The organism is Phaeobacter piscinae (assembly GCF_002407245.1).
Classification (GTDB): Bacteria; Pseudomonadota; Alphaproteobacteria; order Rhodobacterales; family Rhodobacteraceae; genus Phaeobacter; species Phaeobacter piscinae.
In genome coordinates, this window is the sequence record NZ_CP010681.1 from 2,539,148 (window position 1) to 2,552,922 (window position 13,775).

A 13,775-nucleotide genomic window follows, 5' to 3' on the forward strand; every position below is an offset into this window, starting at 1 on the left:
GATTACAGGGAGCAGAGCGATGAGCATTTTTCACCTCGCCTATCACGTCGATGACCTTGATCAGGCACGCGGCTTTTATGGCGGCCTGCTGGGCTGTCAGGAGGGGCGCAGCACAGAGACCTGGGTCGATTTCAACTTCTTCGGTCATCAGATCTCGCTCCATCTCGGGCCGGTTTTTGCCACCGCCAACACCGGCAAGGTCGGCGATCACATGGTGCCGATGCCCCATCTGGGTGTGATCTTGCCGCAGGACGCCTGGCGCCTGCTGGCGGATCGGCTGGAACAGGCGGGGCTGGAGTTCACCATCGCTCCCACCACCCGGTTTGCGGGCGAGCCGGGTGAGCAAAGCACGATGTTCTTTCACGATCCCGCAGGCAACCCGATTGAAATCAAGGGATTTGCCGATATGGCCGGAGTGTTCGCCACATGATCAACGTCCAGTTCGCCGCCCTGCCTGAACGCTGGGCCACCTATGAGGCGCCTTTGCGCGCCGCCTTTGCGGAGGCCGGGCTGGAGGTCGATCTGCGTCTTGATCACGCCCCGGCTGATGTGGATTACGTGGTCTATGCCCCCAATTCGAACCTGCAGGATTTCACACCCTATACCCGCTGCAAGGCGGTGCTCAGCCTCTGGGCCGGAGTAGAGAAGATCGTGGGCAATCAGACCCTGACGATGCCGCTCTGCCGGATGGTCGACCCCGGTCTGACCGCGGGCATGGTGGAATGGGTCACCGGTCATGTGCTGCGCTATCACCTCGATATCGACCGCACGATCCACACGCAGGACCGCTGGGCCCCGGTGGTCCCCCCGCTTGCCGAGGAACGCCCGGTGACGGTTCTGGGTCTTGGCGCGCTAGGGCAGACCTGTGCGCAGATGCTGGCGACACTGGGCTTTCCGGTCACCGGCTGGTCGCGATCTGAGAAATCCATAGACGGCATCACCTGTCGCCATGGCGATGCAGGCCTGCGGGACGCGCTGGCGATGGCACAGATCGTTGTGCTGCTGCTGCCAGATACCCCGGCGACGGAAAACACCCTCAACCGCGACACCCTCGCCCTGCTGCCCAAGGGCGCGCGGATCATCAACCCTGGTCGCGGCCCCCTGATCGACGATGACGCCCTTCTGGCCGCGCTCGACAGGGGGCAGATTGGCCATGCAACGCTTGATGTCTTCCGCGTTGAGCCACTGCCGATGGAGCACCGCTACTGGACCCATCCCAATGTAACCGTGACACCGCATATCGCGGCAGAGACACGCCCCCTCACCGCCGCCCGCGTCATTGCTGAGAATATCCGCCGGGGTGAGGCTGATGACGTCTTCCTGCATCAGGTGGATCGCAGGCTTGGGTATTAGGGCCAGATACTCAGCGGATAGGACTTAACGATCAGCAAACCCAGCGCACGCCGCGCTCAGGATTGGTTCAGACCGCTGTGCCAGACTGGCCCCAATCGCGATTGCAGGATCCGGGGCTGGCACCCCGGCTCCGACCAGGAACCGGGCCCCAACTTCTGGGGGCGTGCAGAGAATTTGAGCACGCGGGCCATCAACCCGCCCTCCTCCGCCCTCCGTGGCGGCGCCGTCCACTTTATGCCGCAACCATCTGGTTGCAGACCAAGGCATTGAACAACAACTGAAAGATATGAACAGCCCCGGAGTAAACCCGGACAGCCACAGGCTGCACCGGCAGTTTCGCGCGTCTTGCAAACCCACTCCCCAGCGCCCTCCACACACCCCGGCAAAGCCGCCCTATTTCGGTAGATTTCAAAACTTGAAGATTGGCGCGGCTGGCCTGCGCGGCTGCACAACACCGGCCCCTTCACATGGAACGGCCTGCAAACGCTTCCGGCACGGCATTTCGCGGAATTGTTGCTAGCCAGACGCCGGACAGCTGCGCTACGGTCCTTGAAAAAACTATAAAACAGGGATGGAACACATGAACAATCGCTTAAGGAAGATCACCATCGTCGGCGGCGGCACGGCGGGGTGGATGACGGCACTGATTCTCGAGACAGAACTCTCCCGCACGTCAGCGCCCAAGGACCGGCCAAAAATCTGCCTGATCGAAAGCCCGAATATCGCCACCGTCGGAGTGGGCGAGGCCACCGTGCCGCGGATGCCCAAAACCCTCCGCCAGGCTGGCATTTCAGAGCGCGCCTTTTTCCGTGAGACCAACGCCTCGTTCAAACTGGGCGTGAAATTCTGCAACTGGAACACCGACGCCAAGGGCAATCGCATCGACTACGTGAACCCCTTTGCCCATGGCCAGCTGCTGGAGGGGCTGGAGCCTGCCGAATACTTCCTGCGCTTTGGCAATGGGGATCGGGACTATACTCAGTCCATCTCCCCCCATGATGATCTGGGCCGCCTGTGCAAGGGCGCCCGCCCGCTTGGTCAGCCGGAGTTTGAGCAACGCTTTGGCTATGCCTATCATCTGGACGCGGTGAAATTTGCCGGCATGCTCACCAAGGTCTGCACCAAACATGGCGTGGAACATATTCAGGATGAGGTGACATCGGTTGAACTGGATGAGCAGGGCAATGTCAGCCATCTGATGCTGGAGCAGCGCGGTCGCCACGATGTTGAGATGGTCATCGACTGCACCGGTTTCCGCGGGCTGATTATCAATCAGGCGCTAGGTGAGCCGTTTATGGATTACTCTGACTATCTGCCCAATGACCGCGCGATGGCGCTGCAGATCGACCACCCGGACCCGGAAAAGATCGAAAGCCTCACCCGCTCCACCGCCCTTGGGGCCGGTTGGACCTGGCGGGTGCCGCTCTATAACCGGGTCGGCACCGGCTATGTGTTCTCCTCGGCCCATCGCACCGATGATCAGGCAGCGGATGAGTACCTTGAATGGCTGGGCGACAGCGGCAAAGGGGCGACCCCGCGCATTATTCCAATGCGGATCGGGCGGGTGCGCAATGCCTGGGTAAAGAACTGTGTGGCCATCGGTCTGGCCGGTGGCTTCATCGAGCCGCTGGAAAGCACCGCGATCCATATGATTGATCACGCGGTGCGCTGGCTCACCGAACATATGCCCACGCGCGACATCGCCCCGTCCCTGCGCAGCCGATACAACCGGCAGATGGACAAGCTCTACGACGAGGTGCTGGAGTTTATCTGCCTGCATTACCGGTTGGGCAACCGCACCGACAACCAGTATTGGATCGACGCCCGCACTGAAATGAAGATCCCGGATCGTCTGGCCGAGAACCTGGAACTCTGGCAGCACCGCCTACCGATGCCCCATGATATTGAGTTCGCAACCCTGTTTGACTACCGCGTCTATCAGACCGTGCTTCTGGGCAAACAGGTCTACGATACGGGCTATGGCCCCGGCATCCGGGACCGGCTGCGCCCGCTGAAGAAACCGATCTGGTTCCAGTGGTGGAAAGGCGCGAAGGTGGATCTGGCGCAGATCCTCAAATCCATGCCCGATCACAAAACCCTGCTGCGTGATATTCGCGGCGAGTTGGATCAGCCCGGCTTTGGCATGGCGGCCGCAATGAAGCCAACGGTGCCGATGCCATGTGCTGAGGCGGTGCCCTGCATGATCCAGAACATGCCCAGCTTCAGCGAAATCGAGAACGGCCAGAAAGATCTGCAACTGTTCTAGGATCACGGGCGAACGCTCAAACAGTTCACCAATGAAAGAGGGCAGACGCATGGCGCCTGCCCTCTTTCATTCCAACGGTTTCCATTCCAACGGTCGACGTGGATTATTTCGCCGCCAGTCCGCGTCCTTTCAGCAACGCATCAACGCCCGGCAGGCGCCCCCGGAACGCGGTGTACAACTCAGCCGGATCGCGGGAGCCACCGGTGGAGAGGATATGCGCTTCCAATGCTTGGGCACGCTCAGGATCAAAGGCGCCGCCCGCCTCCTCAAAGGCAGCAAAGGCGTCTGCGTCCATCACCTCGGACCACATGTAGCTATAGTAACCCGACGAATAGCCGTCGCCCGAGAACACATGCGCAAAATGCGGCGTTGCGTGGCGCATGATAATGGCAGAAGGCATGCCGATCTCTGCCAGAACCTCAGCCTGTTTGGCCATCGGATCCTTCGGTGCAGGCCCATCATGAAACGCCAGATCCACCAGCGCTGACGCCACATATTCCACCGTCTGGAACCCCATATCAAAGGTCGAGGCCGCCAGCACCCGGTCACGCATCTCGACCGGCATCGGCTTGCCGGTGTCGGCATGGGTTGCGAATTTGCCCAGAACCTCCGGCACATCCAGCCAGTGTTCATATAGCTGCGAGGGCAGCTCCACAAAGTCGCGCGCCACCGAGGTGCCAGAGATGCTCTCATAGGTCACATCCGACAGCATCTGATGCAGCGCATGGCCAAACTCATGGAACAACGTACGCGCATCATCATAAGACAGCAGCGCAGGCTCCCCCTTGGCAAAGTTGCAGACGTTGATCACGATCGGGGTCTGCGCCTCCGGGAACTTCGCCTGACTGCGCATCGCCGAACACCACGCGCCGGAACGTTTGGACGAGCGGGCAAAATAATCGCCAATGAACACAGCCACATGCGCGCCATTGCGGGTCACCTCCCAGGCGCGGCAGTCTTCGTGGTAAAGCGGCACATCCAAGGGGGTAAACTCAAGCCCAAACAGGCGGGTTGCGCAGTCAAACGACGCCTCGATCATGCGGTCCAGCTGGAAATAGGGCTTTAGCTCCGCCTCATCCAGATCATGCTCCGCTTTGCGCCGTTTCTCCGCATAGTAGCGCCAGTCCCAGGGCTCCAACTCGCCGTTGATGCCATCGTCCTGCATCATTTTTGTCAGCACCCAGGCATCCGCCTCCGCCTGCCCCTTGGCCGGCTCCCAGACCTGCATCAGCAAATCGCGCACCGCAGCCGGGGTCTTGGCCATCTCGGTTTCCAGTTTGTAGGCCGCGAAGTTTTCATAGCCCAGCAGTTTGGCGCGTTCTTCGCGCAGGGCCAAAATTTCGGCAGCGATTTCGCGATTATCGCTCTCACCACCATTGGCTCCGCGCGCAGCCCAGGCCTCAAAGGCGCGTTTGCGCAGATCGCGGCGGGGCGAGAACTGCAAAAACGGCGTGATGAGCGAGCGCGACAACGTCACCGCCGGACCATCCAGCCCCTTGTCCTTACCCGCGGCGCGGGCGGCATCGACGACAAACTGCGGCAGACCGGTCAGATCTTCTTCGCTCAGCGCCATGAACCAGTCGCGCTCATCTGCCAGCAGGTTTTGCGTAAACTCCGTCCCAAGCGTTGCCAGACGGGATTTGATCTCCTGCATGCGGGTGTCATCCGCGCCTTCTAGCGCCGCACCACCCCGCACAAATCCACGATGGGTCAACATCAGAACGCGCTGTTGCTCCTCGCTCAGATCCAGCGTGTCCCGCTCGTCCCACACGGCTTTGACACGGGCATAAAGGGCCTTGTTCGCGGTGATCGCGGAAAAATGCGCCGCCAGTTTCGGCGAAAACGCCCGCTGCAACGCCTCGCGCTCGGGATTACTGTCGGCCCCAGCCACACTGTAGAACACTGACAACACCTGCTCCAGCTCGCGGCAGGGGGTTTCCAGCGCCTCGATCACATTGGCAAATGTCGGCGCCTCATCTGAGCTGGCAATTGCATCAATCTGCGCCTTATGCGCAGCCAAGGCCTCCTCCAGCGCGGGGGCAAAATCGCTGTCCTTGATCTGGTCGAAGGGGGCAATTTCAAACGGCGTGTCCCAAGTGGACAGCAGCGGATTGGTCATGGCAAATCTCCTTTGAGAGGAAGCTATGCCTGCCCTCGCCCGCCGTCCAGAGGCGCAGCCAAGAGAATTTCACCAATCAGCGCCGAGGGACCACCGCTACCGGCGCTCCTCACGGCGGCGCAGGTGTTTTTCAAACCGTCTGAGCAGCAGCGACAGACCAATTGTCAGCGTCAGATAGATCAGCGCCACCACATTGTAGGTCTCGAAATAGCGAAAATTGCCCACCGCCGTCAGCTTGCCCAGCTGCGTGACATCCGCAACGCCCAGCACCGATACCAGCGAACTGTCTTTGACCAAGGCGACAAAATCATTGCCCAGCGGCGGCAGGATGGTGCGGATTGCCTGTGGAAACACGATGAAGCGGAAGCGATGCCAGCGGCTGAGGCCTAGCGCCTTCGCCGCCTCAATCTGGCCCTCATCCACCGATTGCAGGCCCGCACGAAACACCTCGGAGATGAAGGCGGAATAGGCAATCATCAGCGCAATAATGGCCCGCCACAACAGCGGAAAATTGCGGGTGCGGATCGGGTCCAGCCCCAGATGCGCGCCGATCCAGTTGCGCAGCTCCACCAGCGCCGGGGCCAAGACAAAGGCGACGTAGAGCAGCAGCACAATGATCGGAATGCCGCGCACCACCTCTATGTAGAACCGCGCGCTCTGACGGATCACCAGCCAGCGTGACCCCGCCGCAAGCGCCAGCCCAAGGCCCAGGAGTGATGCGAGAAAAAAACTGATCAGCGTCACGAAGATGGTCAGCTGGACACCGCGCATCAACGTGCTGAGAATGGTGAGATAGAGATCATCCGAGGCCACCCGCCAGATCAGCGTCCCGCCAATCAGAAGCACCGCCGCCAGCCACCAGGGAAAATCGTCTTTCTTGCCGTCCGCCCTGCGCGGCTTTGGTTGTTGTGCGCTCATATCTGCCCCTTGATGTAGAAATCCCCGGCGCCTGGGCCGGGGATTGGTCGTTGTCTGTGCAGGGTTACCCGCCGAGCTTATACTCAAGGAACCATTTGGTGTTCAGCGCATCCAGCGTGCCGTCTGCCTCCATTGCGGCGATGGCTGCATTGATCGGTGCCACCAGATCGCTGCCCTTGGGGAAGATGAAGCCGAAATCCTCGGTCCCCAGCGGCTCACCCACGATTTTCAGCGCACCCTCCGAAGCCTGCACATAGCCATTTGCGGCGGTGCTGTCAGACAATGCCAGATCCACATCGCCCGTGCGCAGCGCCTGAATGGCCGCGCCAAAGGTTTCAAACAGCTTGATACGCGGGTTCGCCTCATCGCCGTCAAGGATATCGTAAACTGTCACGTAAAACGGTGTGGTGCCGGGCTGCGCGCCTGCCAGCAGATCCGCATCCGCGGCAAAACCTGCAGCATCATCAAACCGGCTCTCATCCCCGGCCACGATCATGCGCATCTGCGAGGTCAGGTATTTGTCTGAAAAATCGACTTTTTCCTTACGATCGTCGCGGATGGTGATGCCGGTCATGCCCATGTCATACTGGCCATCGCTGACGGCAGGAATCATCGCGTCCCAGCTCGTCGTCTCATAGACGACGGTGATGTTGATCCGCTCCGCGATCTCCGCCATCGCGTCATATTCCCAGCCGATTGCCTTGCCGCTGGAGGGTTCAACAAATTGCAGTGGCGGATAGGCGTTTTCCACCGACACGACCACTTCGCGCCCCTCAAGATCCGGCAAATCCGCCGCGATAGCTGCGCTTGCCAGCAAGGCCGCGCCTGCGGTTGCGGCCGCTGTATTCAGCGCCGTCCCAGTCCATGTGAATGTCATCTTATCCTCCCCTTTGGTGATGTGATTGAGTCGTCAGAGTGTCTCAGGTGGCCTCCGCATCGGAGCGCGGCGCGCCTGCCTCTTTGCTGCTGTCTTCTCCGGCTTCCGCTCCGCCCGCGCAAATCGGGCAATCGCGGCGTTGGCTGAGGGTGATCTTGCGGCTCTCGGAATAAAGCCCGTCGTAAATCAGCATCTCGCCCTGCAGGGTTTGACCTGCGCCGGTGATGGCTTTGATCGCCTCAAGTGCCATCATCGCGCCAACCACGCCGGGCAATGGGCCCACGACCCCCGCCTCAGAACAGCTGGGGGCAAGGCCTGCTGCCGGCGCCTCGGGAAAGATGCACTGATAGCAGGGGCCGCCTGCGGTGGGGTGAAACAGCGAAATCTGCCCCTCCCATTGCGACAGTGCGCCTGAAATCAGCGGCTTGCCCAGTGCCACAGCGGTCCGATTGGCCAGATAGCGCGTCTCGAAATTGTCCGTGCCATCCAGGATCAGATCATAATCGCCAAACAGATCGGCGGCGATCTCCGCATCCAGGCGACGGTGGTAGGGGCGCACGGTGACATAGGGGTTCTGCGCCTCCATCGCGGCCTGCGCCGAGAACACCTTTGGAATGCCAATGTCATGATCGCGGTAGATCACCTGCCGCTGCAGATTGGCGTTTTCCACCAGATCATCATCGATCACCCCGATGGTACCGACCCCGGCGGCGGCAAGATATTGCAGCGCGGGCGCGCCCAATCCCCCGGCTCCAATCACCAAAACGCGCGCCTTGCGGAGTTTCTTTTGCCCCGGTCCGCCCAGCTCGCGCAGGACAATATGTCGGGCGTAGCGGTCCAGCTCGCTCTCCGAAAATTTGTCCGGGCGGGGTTGGGCGCCCTCCTGTGCTTCCGCCTCCGGCTGCGCGCGGCTGCGCAGGCGGCGCAGCACATGGCGATAGGCCAGCACCAGAGCCACCATACCGGCCAGCACCAGCCAGGGTGCCACAGATCCACCGGTGCCCACGCGCAGCGGTGCCGTTTCAGGCAGGGTCAGATGCACCGCCAGAATAGCGAGATACAGCACTCCAAGCAGGCCCAGACGCAGGTTGCGCCCCAGCCCGAGCACCCGCCCGCCCCACCAGATCAGAGCGGCAAGAACAACAATCGACAGCATCAGTGCTGCCCCGTGGAGCCAAAGCCACCGCTGCCGCGCGCGCTGTCGCTCAGGCTGTTGACCAGTTGAAATCGCGCCTGCAGTACCGGCGCCACCACCATCTGCGCGATGCGGTCGCCATGTGCGATCTCAAACGGGGCATCACCTGCGTTCATCACAATCACCCCCAGCGGGCCGCGATAATCGCTATCGACGGTGCCGGGCGCGTTGGGCAGGGTGATGCCATGTTTCAGCGCTAGGCCGGAGCGGGGACGGATCTGCACCTCGTACCCTTCCGGGATTTCCAGCCGCAGCCCGGTCGGCACCAGCGCGCGGGCACCGGGGACAAGAGTCAGGCGCGCACGATCCGGCAGATTGGCGCGCAGATCGGCACCTGCGGCTTCGGCCGTCTGATAAGCGGGCAGCGGCACATCCCTGTCTGCGCCCTCGTCATATGTAATGCGGATCTCGACCATTCCCGTGCCTTATCCTTATTCGTTTGTTCCTATTCGGGCACCTCAGCCCCTATCGGTCAGCGCCTCTGCAATGCGATCGGCCAACCGGCGCGCGACTGCGCCCTTGTCCATGCGCGGCCAGCTTTCGGCGCCTGCATCGGAGATCAGGATCACCGCGTTTTCGCTGCCACCCATGATGCCCGTCGCCGGGGAGACGTCATTGGCCACAATCCAGTCGCAGCCCTTGCGCAGGCGTTTGGCGGTGGCGTTATCCACCACGTCATTGGTTTCTGCGGCAAAGCCCACAACCAGCCCCGGTCGTCCTGCTTTCAGATGCGACACGGTTTTGAGGATGTCGGGGTTTTCGGCAAATTCCATCACCGGCAGCCCGTCCTTTGATTTTTTCAGCTTGCGGTCCGAGGCGCTGGTGACGCGCCAGTCGGCCACCGCTGCGGCAAAGACACCGGCATCCGCAGGCAGGGCGGCGGACACCGCGTCAGCCATCTCTTGCGCGGTTTCAATGGCCACCACCTCCACCCCCTCGGGCGGCGCGACGCTGGCCGGGCCCGTGATGAAGACCACCTCAGCGCCCAGATCGCGCAGAGCACGGGCCAGCGCAGTCCCCTGCGCCCCGGAGGAGCGGTTGGCGATATAGCGCACCGGATCGATCGGCTCATGGGTGGGGCCGGAGGTCAGGACAACGCGGCGTCCCTTCAGCGGCCCGTCGGTGAGTTTGGCGGCAATGGCGGCAACAATCGCGTCCGGTTCAGCCAGACGACCTGGGCCAAATTCACCGCAGGCCATGCCGCCCTCATCGGGGCCGACGCAGGTGATGCCATCCGCCAGCAGTGTGGCCAGATTGCGCTGCGTTGCGGAGTGCTGCCACATGCGGACATTCATCGCAGGCGCCAGCAGCACCGGCGTATCTGTCGCCAGCAGCAGGGTGGAGGCCAGATCATTGGCGTGACCATTGGCCATCTTGGCCATCAGGTCCGCCGTCGCCGGGGCCACCACCAGAAGATCCGCACTGCGCGACAGTTGGATATGGCCCATCTCAGCCTCGGTCGTGAGATCAAAGAGATCGCGATGCACCGCCTGCCCGGCCAGCGCAGAAACCGACAAGGGGGTGACAAATTCCTCGCCCGCCTTGGTCAAAACCGGCACCACCTCAGCGCCCTGATCCTGCAGACGGCGGATCAGCTCCAGCGATTTATAGGCGGCAATTCCGCCACCGATGATCAGGAGAATACGTTTGTTCGCCAGCATTTGCCTATCCTTGCCGCAGATCCCGGCAAACTCTACTGCGCCCTGTCGCCAGTGTGAAACGGTTTTCCACGGGGTCCATGATCAAGTGGTCGTCCCCCGGCTGAACTGCTCCCCCTTTACTGGAACGCAAGGCAGGGGTCGGGCCGCGAAACCGGCGGCGCATCCAGCAGCACGTCAAACACACCGTCGATTTGCCCGCCCTCCGACTGGCCAAGGGCGACAATTTTGAGATCAGGCCGGGCCAATCGCAAGGCCACAGGCGCTCCTCGGTCCAGCCGGGCATGGCCATTGCCGGTGATGACAACCACCTGCGGACGCGGTTGGTCGGCGATCCCATCTGTCAGCTGGTCCAACGCCGTCACAACACCACGCGCCAGTGCGGCATCCCGCAGCCGTTGCAGGTCGACCAGAACCGGCAGCATCTCTGCGGGCATTGCGTTGCAGTGATTTGCCAGCTGGTCGGCCTCCCGCGCGGCCTGTTCGGCCTCTGGCAGCGGTTCGGTCAAACCATATGCGGCCGGCTCCGCGCCGAAAAAACGCGCCACCCCCTGCTCCATCGCGCGGCGGGTCTCGGCGCGGGGCACCAAGGCTCCAACCTGCGCGGCCCCGTGGCCCGCCGCAAAAACCGGCTGGTAGAGTGCGAAATCCGGCCAGCCGGACTGCGCCCAGTCCAGCGCCTCCGCCAATGCAGGACCATCCTGTAACAGTTCCGGGGTCAGACCGGCAGCCTGCGCCGGGGTGATCATTTCCCAAATCACGGCGGCAGGCGCTAGCGCGGCGATAATCTCCGCCTGCGCTGTATGGTGGGCGGGATTGTCATGCACCTCTCCCAGAAACACCACATCCGCATCCGTGAGCCGTGGCACCACGTCGGGAACGGAGGTCGCTGCCGTCGCTGTCTGGGCGGTCTGGCTGACCGATTGATCTGCGCGGGCAGTACCGATGATTGCAGCGGCAGAGACAAGGCCGCCGAGGGCCATGGGGCGCAGCGCCGCCGCGCAGATGAAAAAGGCGCGTCCGATGTGGGTCGCGCCTTTGTCGATAAAATTACTATGGTTTGTCATAGGAGGAAGTTTTGAACTTCCCGTGAGCAGGTTTCAAGCGATTTGCGCATCTTTTGGAAGGCGCCTGCCTCCAGCTGGCGAACACGCTCCTTGGACAAGCCCAGCTCGGTTCCGAGGCTCTCCAATGTGCGGGGCTTGTCCCGCAGTTTGCGCTCCGTAATGATGAAGCGTTCGCGATCATTCAGCGCCTGCATCGCCTCCACCAGCCAGGTCCGCAGTTGCTGAGTGTCATGGCTCTCCTCGACCAGCTCGGCGGCCTGAGCGCTGTCATCTTCCAGCGCCTCGATCCACTCGCGCCCCTCTTCCTCGGCTGACTGGACAGCGTTTAGCGAGAAATCCGCGCCCGCCAGCCGCCCGTCCATCATCTGAACATCCCGCAGCGGCACGCCGATTTCGGTGGCAATCTGCTGGTGCAGCTGATGCTGATCCAGACGTGAGCCCTCCGACTGGGCCTGACGCTCCAGCTGAGCCTGCACCCGGCGCATATTGAAGAACAGCGATTTCTGCGAAGAGGTCGAGCCGGTCCGCACCATCGACCAGTTGCGCATCACATAGTCCTGAATGGAGGCCTTGATCCACCAGACCGCATAGGTGGAGAACCGCACACCCCGATCCGGGTCAAACTTATCCGCCGCCTTCATCAGGCCCAGACCCGCCTCCTGAATAAGGTCGTTCATAGGTGCGCCGTAGCGGCGGAATTTGGACGCCATCGAAATGGCCAGTCGCATATAGGCGTTGATCAAGCGGTGCAGCGCCTGCACATCACGTTCATCCCGCCAAGCATAGGCCAGTTGCAGCTCTGTTTCCGCGTCCAGCAATTCCGCCTTCATTGCCCGCTTGGGCAACGGGTTTTCGATCATGGTATCAAGTGCCATTTTTCTTCCCCGTAGATGAATTTTGATCTGATTACGCGCGCTGCGCGGATTTGGATCACTTCACAATTGGCAATTTCCCGAAAATAGGGTCGGGACGGTTCTTCGCGGCCGGATGGGGCGTGGAGAAAAACGCCTAAAAGCGCCGCCGCATCGGGCCGGTCTGGGGTGCAATCAACGTCTGAAATGTGGCGCCACCCTCGGCAGGTTGACGCGCTCTTGTGGTCAACACATCTTGTGCTGCATCGCACCCGTGGCTACCCAGTCACGCAACACTCGATGCAATCAGGGTAATAAAAGTGCCGTCTAAAGTCACATTCATTCTGGGCGGCGCAGCGTCGGGCAAGTCTGATTTTGCCGAAAACCTCTGCCTAAACTCTGGTAAAGACAGGGTTTATCTCGCCACTTCACAAGTGTTTGACGATGAGATGCGGGCGAAAATTGATCGCCACCTCCATCAGCGGGGCACCGGCTGGACCACCCATGAGGCGCCAATGGACCTTGCGCCGGTGCTCGACTCGCTAACGGCAGATCAGATCTGCCTCGTGGATTGCGCCACCATGTGGCTCAGCAATCAGATGCTGGCGGAGGCGAATCTGGAGGCCGCTCAGCGCGACCTGCTGGAGGCGCTGGGGCGCTGCGCGGCTGAGGTGGTTGTCGTCTCCAACGAGGTGGGCCACGGCATTGTGCCGGACAATGCGTTGGCGCGCGCCTTCCGTGAGGCGCAAGGGCGGCTCAATATCGCATTGGCCGGAATGGCCGACCGGGCCGTGCTGGTCACCGCCGGACTGCCGCAGCTGCTGAAAGGAACGCTATGAACAACGATGCCATCACACGGCTGTTTCTGGTCCGCCACGGTCCCACCCATGCCAAATCCATGGTCGGCTGGTCCGATCTGCCCGCGGATCTGTCGGACACTGCCGCGCTGGACCGGCTGCATGGCTACCTGCCGGAACAGGCGCTGGTGGTCTCCTCCGATCTGAGCCGGGCGCGCGATACCGCCACCGCCATCGGCCGCGACCGGCAGCGGCTGGCGGATCATCGGGAGTTGCGCGAGATTCATTTCGGCGCCTGGGAGCTGCGCAGCTGGCGGGAGATTGACGCCGAAGACCCCGAACGCATCCGCGCCTATTGGGAAACCCCCGGCGATGTGACCCCGCCTGGCGGCGAGAGCTGGAATCAGGTCTGCGCGCGGGTAAATGGCGCCATCAACGGGCTGATCGACACCCATCGTGGGCGCGATCTGATTGTGGTGGGCCATTTCGGCCAGATCCTGACACAAATCCAGCGGGCCGAGCGGCTGACTGCCGAGGAGGCCTTCTCTCACCGGATCGACAATCTGTCGATCACGGAACTCACCCATCAGGGAACCGATTGGGAGCAAGGCTGGGGCTGCGGGAAAATCAATCACAATCCGTGATGGATGTGCGCACAAATATTACCTTTGGGA

13 protein-coding genes are annotated in these 13,775 nt (G+C 61.7%); 5 read left to right on the plus strand and 8 right to left on the minus strand.

Features of this window, described 5'->3' with window-relative positions; genetic code table 11:
* Positions 1-19: 19 nt before the first annotated feature.
* The 3 genes from phaeop14_RS11915 to phaeop14_RS11925 all read left to right on the plus strand — a co-directional run bounded on the left by phaeop14_RS11915 (position 20) and on the right by phaeop14_RS11925 (position 3,619).
* Complete coding sequence (locus phaeop14_RS11915) at positions 20-430, plus strand: VOC family protein (RefSeq protein ID WP_096789649.1); 411 nt, start codon at positions 20-22, stop codon at positions 428-430.
* Positions 427-1,353: a 2-hydroxyacid dehydrogenase gene (locus phaeop14_RS11920; RefSeq protein WP_096789650.1), complete on the plus strand. Its 927-nt coding sequence runs from the start codon at positions 427-429 to the stop codon at positions 1,351-1,353. Before phaeop14_RS11915 ends, phaeop14_RS11920 begins: the two co-directional genes overlap by 4 nt.
* 580 nt (positions 1,354-1,933) lie before the next feature.
* Positions 1,934-3,619, plus strand: a complete 1,686-nt coding sequence (locus tag phaeop14_RS11925) for a tryptophan halogenase family protein (RefSeq protein ID WP_096790303.1) — start codon at positions 1,934-1,936, stop codon at positions 3,617-3,619.
* A gap of 103 nt (positions 3,620-3,722) precedes the next feature.
* Here phaeop14_RS11925 and phaeop14_RS11930 read toward each other — a convergent pair whose 3' ends face one another.
* The 8 genes from phaeop14_RS11930 to phaeop14_RS11965 all read right to left on the minus strand — a co-directional run bounded on the left by phaeop14_RS11930 (position 3,723) and on the right by phaeop14_RS11965 (position 12,328).
* On the minus strand, positions 3,723-5,738 hold the full coding sequence (locus phaeop14_RS11930) for a M3 family metallopeptidase (RefSeq protein ID WP_096789651.1): 2,016 nt from the start codon (positions 5,736-5,738) through the stop codon (positions 3,723-3,725).
* A 96-nt stretch (positions 5,739-5,834) separates the two neighbouring features.
* On the minus strand, positions 5,835-6,656 hold the full coding sequence (locus phaeop14_RS11935) for an amino acid ABC transporter permease (protein WP_040173395.1): 822 nt from the start codon (positions 6,654-6,656) through the stop codon (positions 5,835-5,837).
* A 64-nt stretch (positions 6,657-6,720) separates the two neighbouring features.
* Positions 6,721-7,533 (minus strand): transporter substrate-binding domain-containing protein, encoded by an 813-nt coding sequence (locus tag phaeop14_RS11940; RefSeq protein ID WP_096789652.1) that lies wholly within the window; start codon positions 7,531-7,533, stop codon positions 6,721-6,723.
* A 43-nt stretch (positions 7,534-7,576) separates the two neighbouring features.
* A complete protein-coding gene (locus phaeop14_RS11945; protein ID WP_096789653.1) occupies positions 7,577-8,689 on the minus strand; it encodes a HesA/MoeB/ThiF family protein in 1,113 nt (370 codons plus the stop codon).
* A complete protein-coding gene (gene dut / locus phaeop14_RS11950; protein WP_096789654.1) occupies positions 8,689-9,144 on the minus strand; it encodes a dUTP diphosphatase in 456 nt (151 codons plus the stop codon). The genes phaeop14_RS11945 and dut overlap by 1 nt, the downstream gene beginning before the upstream one ends.
* Before the next feature lie 42 nt (positions 9,145-9,186).
* Positions 9,187-10,389 (minus strand): bifunctional phosphopantothenoylcysteine decarboxylase/phosphopantothenate--cysteine ligase CoaBC, encoded by a 1,203-nt coding sequence (gene coaBC / locus phaeop14_RS11955; RefSeq protein ID WP_096789655.1) that lies wholly within the window; start codon positions 10,387-10,389, stop codon positions 9,187-9,189.
* A 116-nt stretch (positions 10,390-10,505) separates the two neighbouring features.
* Complete coding sequence (locus tag phaeop14_RS11960; protein ID WP_096789656.1) at positions 10,506-11,453, minus strand: ChaN family lipoprotein; 948 nt, start codon at positions 11,451-11,453, stop codon at positions 10,506-10,508.
* Positions 11,450-12,328, minus strand: coding sequence for an RNA polymerase factor sigma-32 (locus phaeop14_RS11965; RefSeq protein WP_040173382.1), 879 nt, complete (start codon positions 12,326-12,328; stop codon positions 11,450-11,452). The genes phaeop14_RS11960 and phaeop14_RS11965 overlap by 4 nt, the downstream gene beginning before the upstream one ends.
* Before the next feature lie 296 nt (positions 12,329-12,624).
* On the opposite strand from phaeop14_RS11965, the gene cobU reads away from it, so the two are divergent.
* Both cobU and phaeop14_RS11975 read left to right on the plus strand, forming a co-directional pair.
* Positions 12,625-13,143 carry a bifunctional adenosylcobinamide kinase/adenosylcobinamide-phosphate guanylyltransferase gene (gene cobU / locus phaeop14_RS11970; protein ID WP_096789657.1) on the plus strand — a complete coding sequence of 173 codons (519 nt, stop codon included), beginning with the start codon at positions 12,625-12,627 and terminating at the stop codon, positions 13,141-13,143.
* Entirely contained in the window at positions 13,140-13,745 is a 606-nt protein-coding gene (locus tag phaeop14_RS11975) for a histidine phosphatase family protein (protein WP_096789658.1), read from the plus strand. The genes cobU and phaeop14_RS11975 overlap by 4 nt, the downstream gene beginning before the upstream one ends.
* Positions 13,746-13,775 lie beyond the last annotated feature (30 nt).

What these genes read in the sequence shown, in the direction of transcription:
- phaeop14_RS11915 (WP_096789649.1), top strand. Translation starts at nt 20, where the DNA reads ATGAGCATTTTTCACCTCGCCTATCACGTCGATGACCTTGATCAGGCA.
- phaeop14_RS11920 (WP_096789650.1), top strand. Translation starts at nt 427, where the DNA reads ATGATCAACGTCCAGTTCGCCGCCCTGCCTGAACGCTGGGCCACCTAT.
- phaeop14_RS11925 (WP_096790303.1), top strand. Translation starts at nt 1,934, where the DNA reads ATGAACAATCGCTTAAGGAAGATCACCATCGTCGGCGGCGGCACGGCG.
- phaeop14_RS11930 (WP_096789651.1), bottom strand. Translation starts at nt 5,738, where the DNA reads ATGACCAATCCGCTGCTGTCCACTTGGGACACGCCGTTTGAAATTGCC.
- phaeop14_RS11935 (WP_040173395.1), bottom strand. Translation starts at nt 6,656, where the DNA reads ATGAGCGCACAACAACCAAAGCCGCGCAGGGCGGACGGCAAGAAAGAC.
- phaeop14_RS11940 (WP_096789652.1), bottom strand. Translation starts at nt 7,533, where the DNA reads ATGACATTCACATGGACTGGGACGGCGCTGAATACAGCGGCCGCAACC.
- phaeop14_RS11945 (WP_096789653.1), bottom strand. Translation starts at nt 8,689, where the DNA reads ATGCTGTCGATTGTTGTTCTTGCCGCTCTGATCTGGTGGGGCGGGCGG.
- dut (WP_096789654.1), bottom strand. Translation starts at nt 9,144, where the DNA reads ATGGTCGAGATCCGCATTACATATGACGAGGGCGCAGACAGGGATGTG.
- coaBC (WP_096789655.1), bottom strand. Translation starts at nt 10,389, where the DNA reads ATGCTGGCGAACAAACGTATTCTCCTGATCATCGGTGGCGGAATTGCC.
- phaeop14_RS11960 (WP_096789656.1), bottom strand. Translation starts at nt 11,453, where the DNA reads ATGACAAACCATAGTAATTTTATCGACAAAGGCGCGACCCACATCGGA.
- phaeop14_RS11965 (WP_040173382.1), bottom strand. Translation starts at nt 12,328, where the DNA reads ATGGCACTTGATACCATGATCGAAAACCCGTTGCCCAAGCGGGCAATG.
- phaeop14_RS11975 (WP_096789658.1), top strand. Translation starts at nt 13,140, where the DNA reads ATGAACAACGATGCCATCACACGGCTGTTTCTGGTCCGCCACGGTCCC.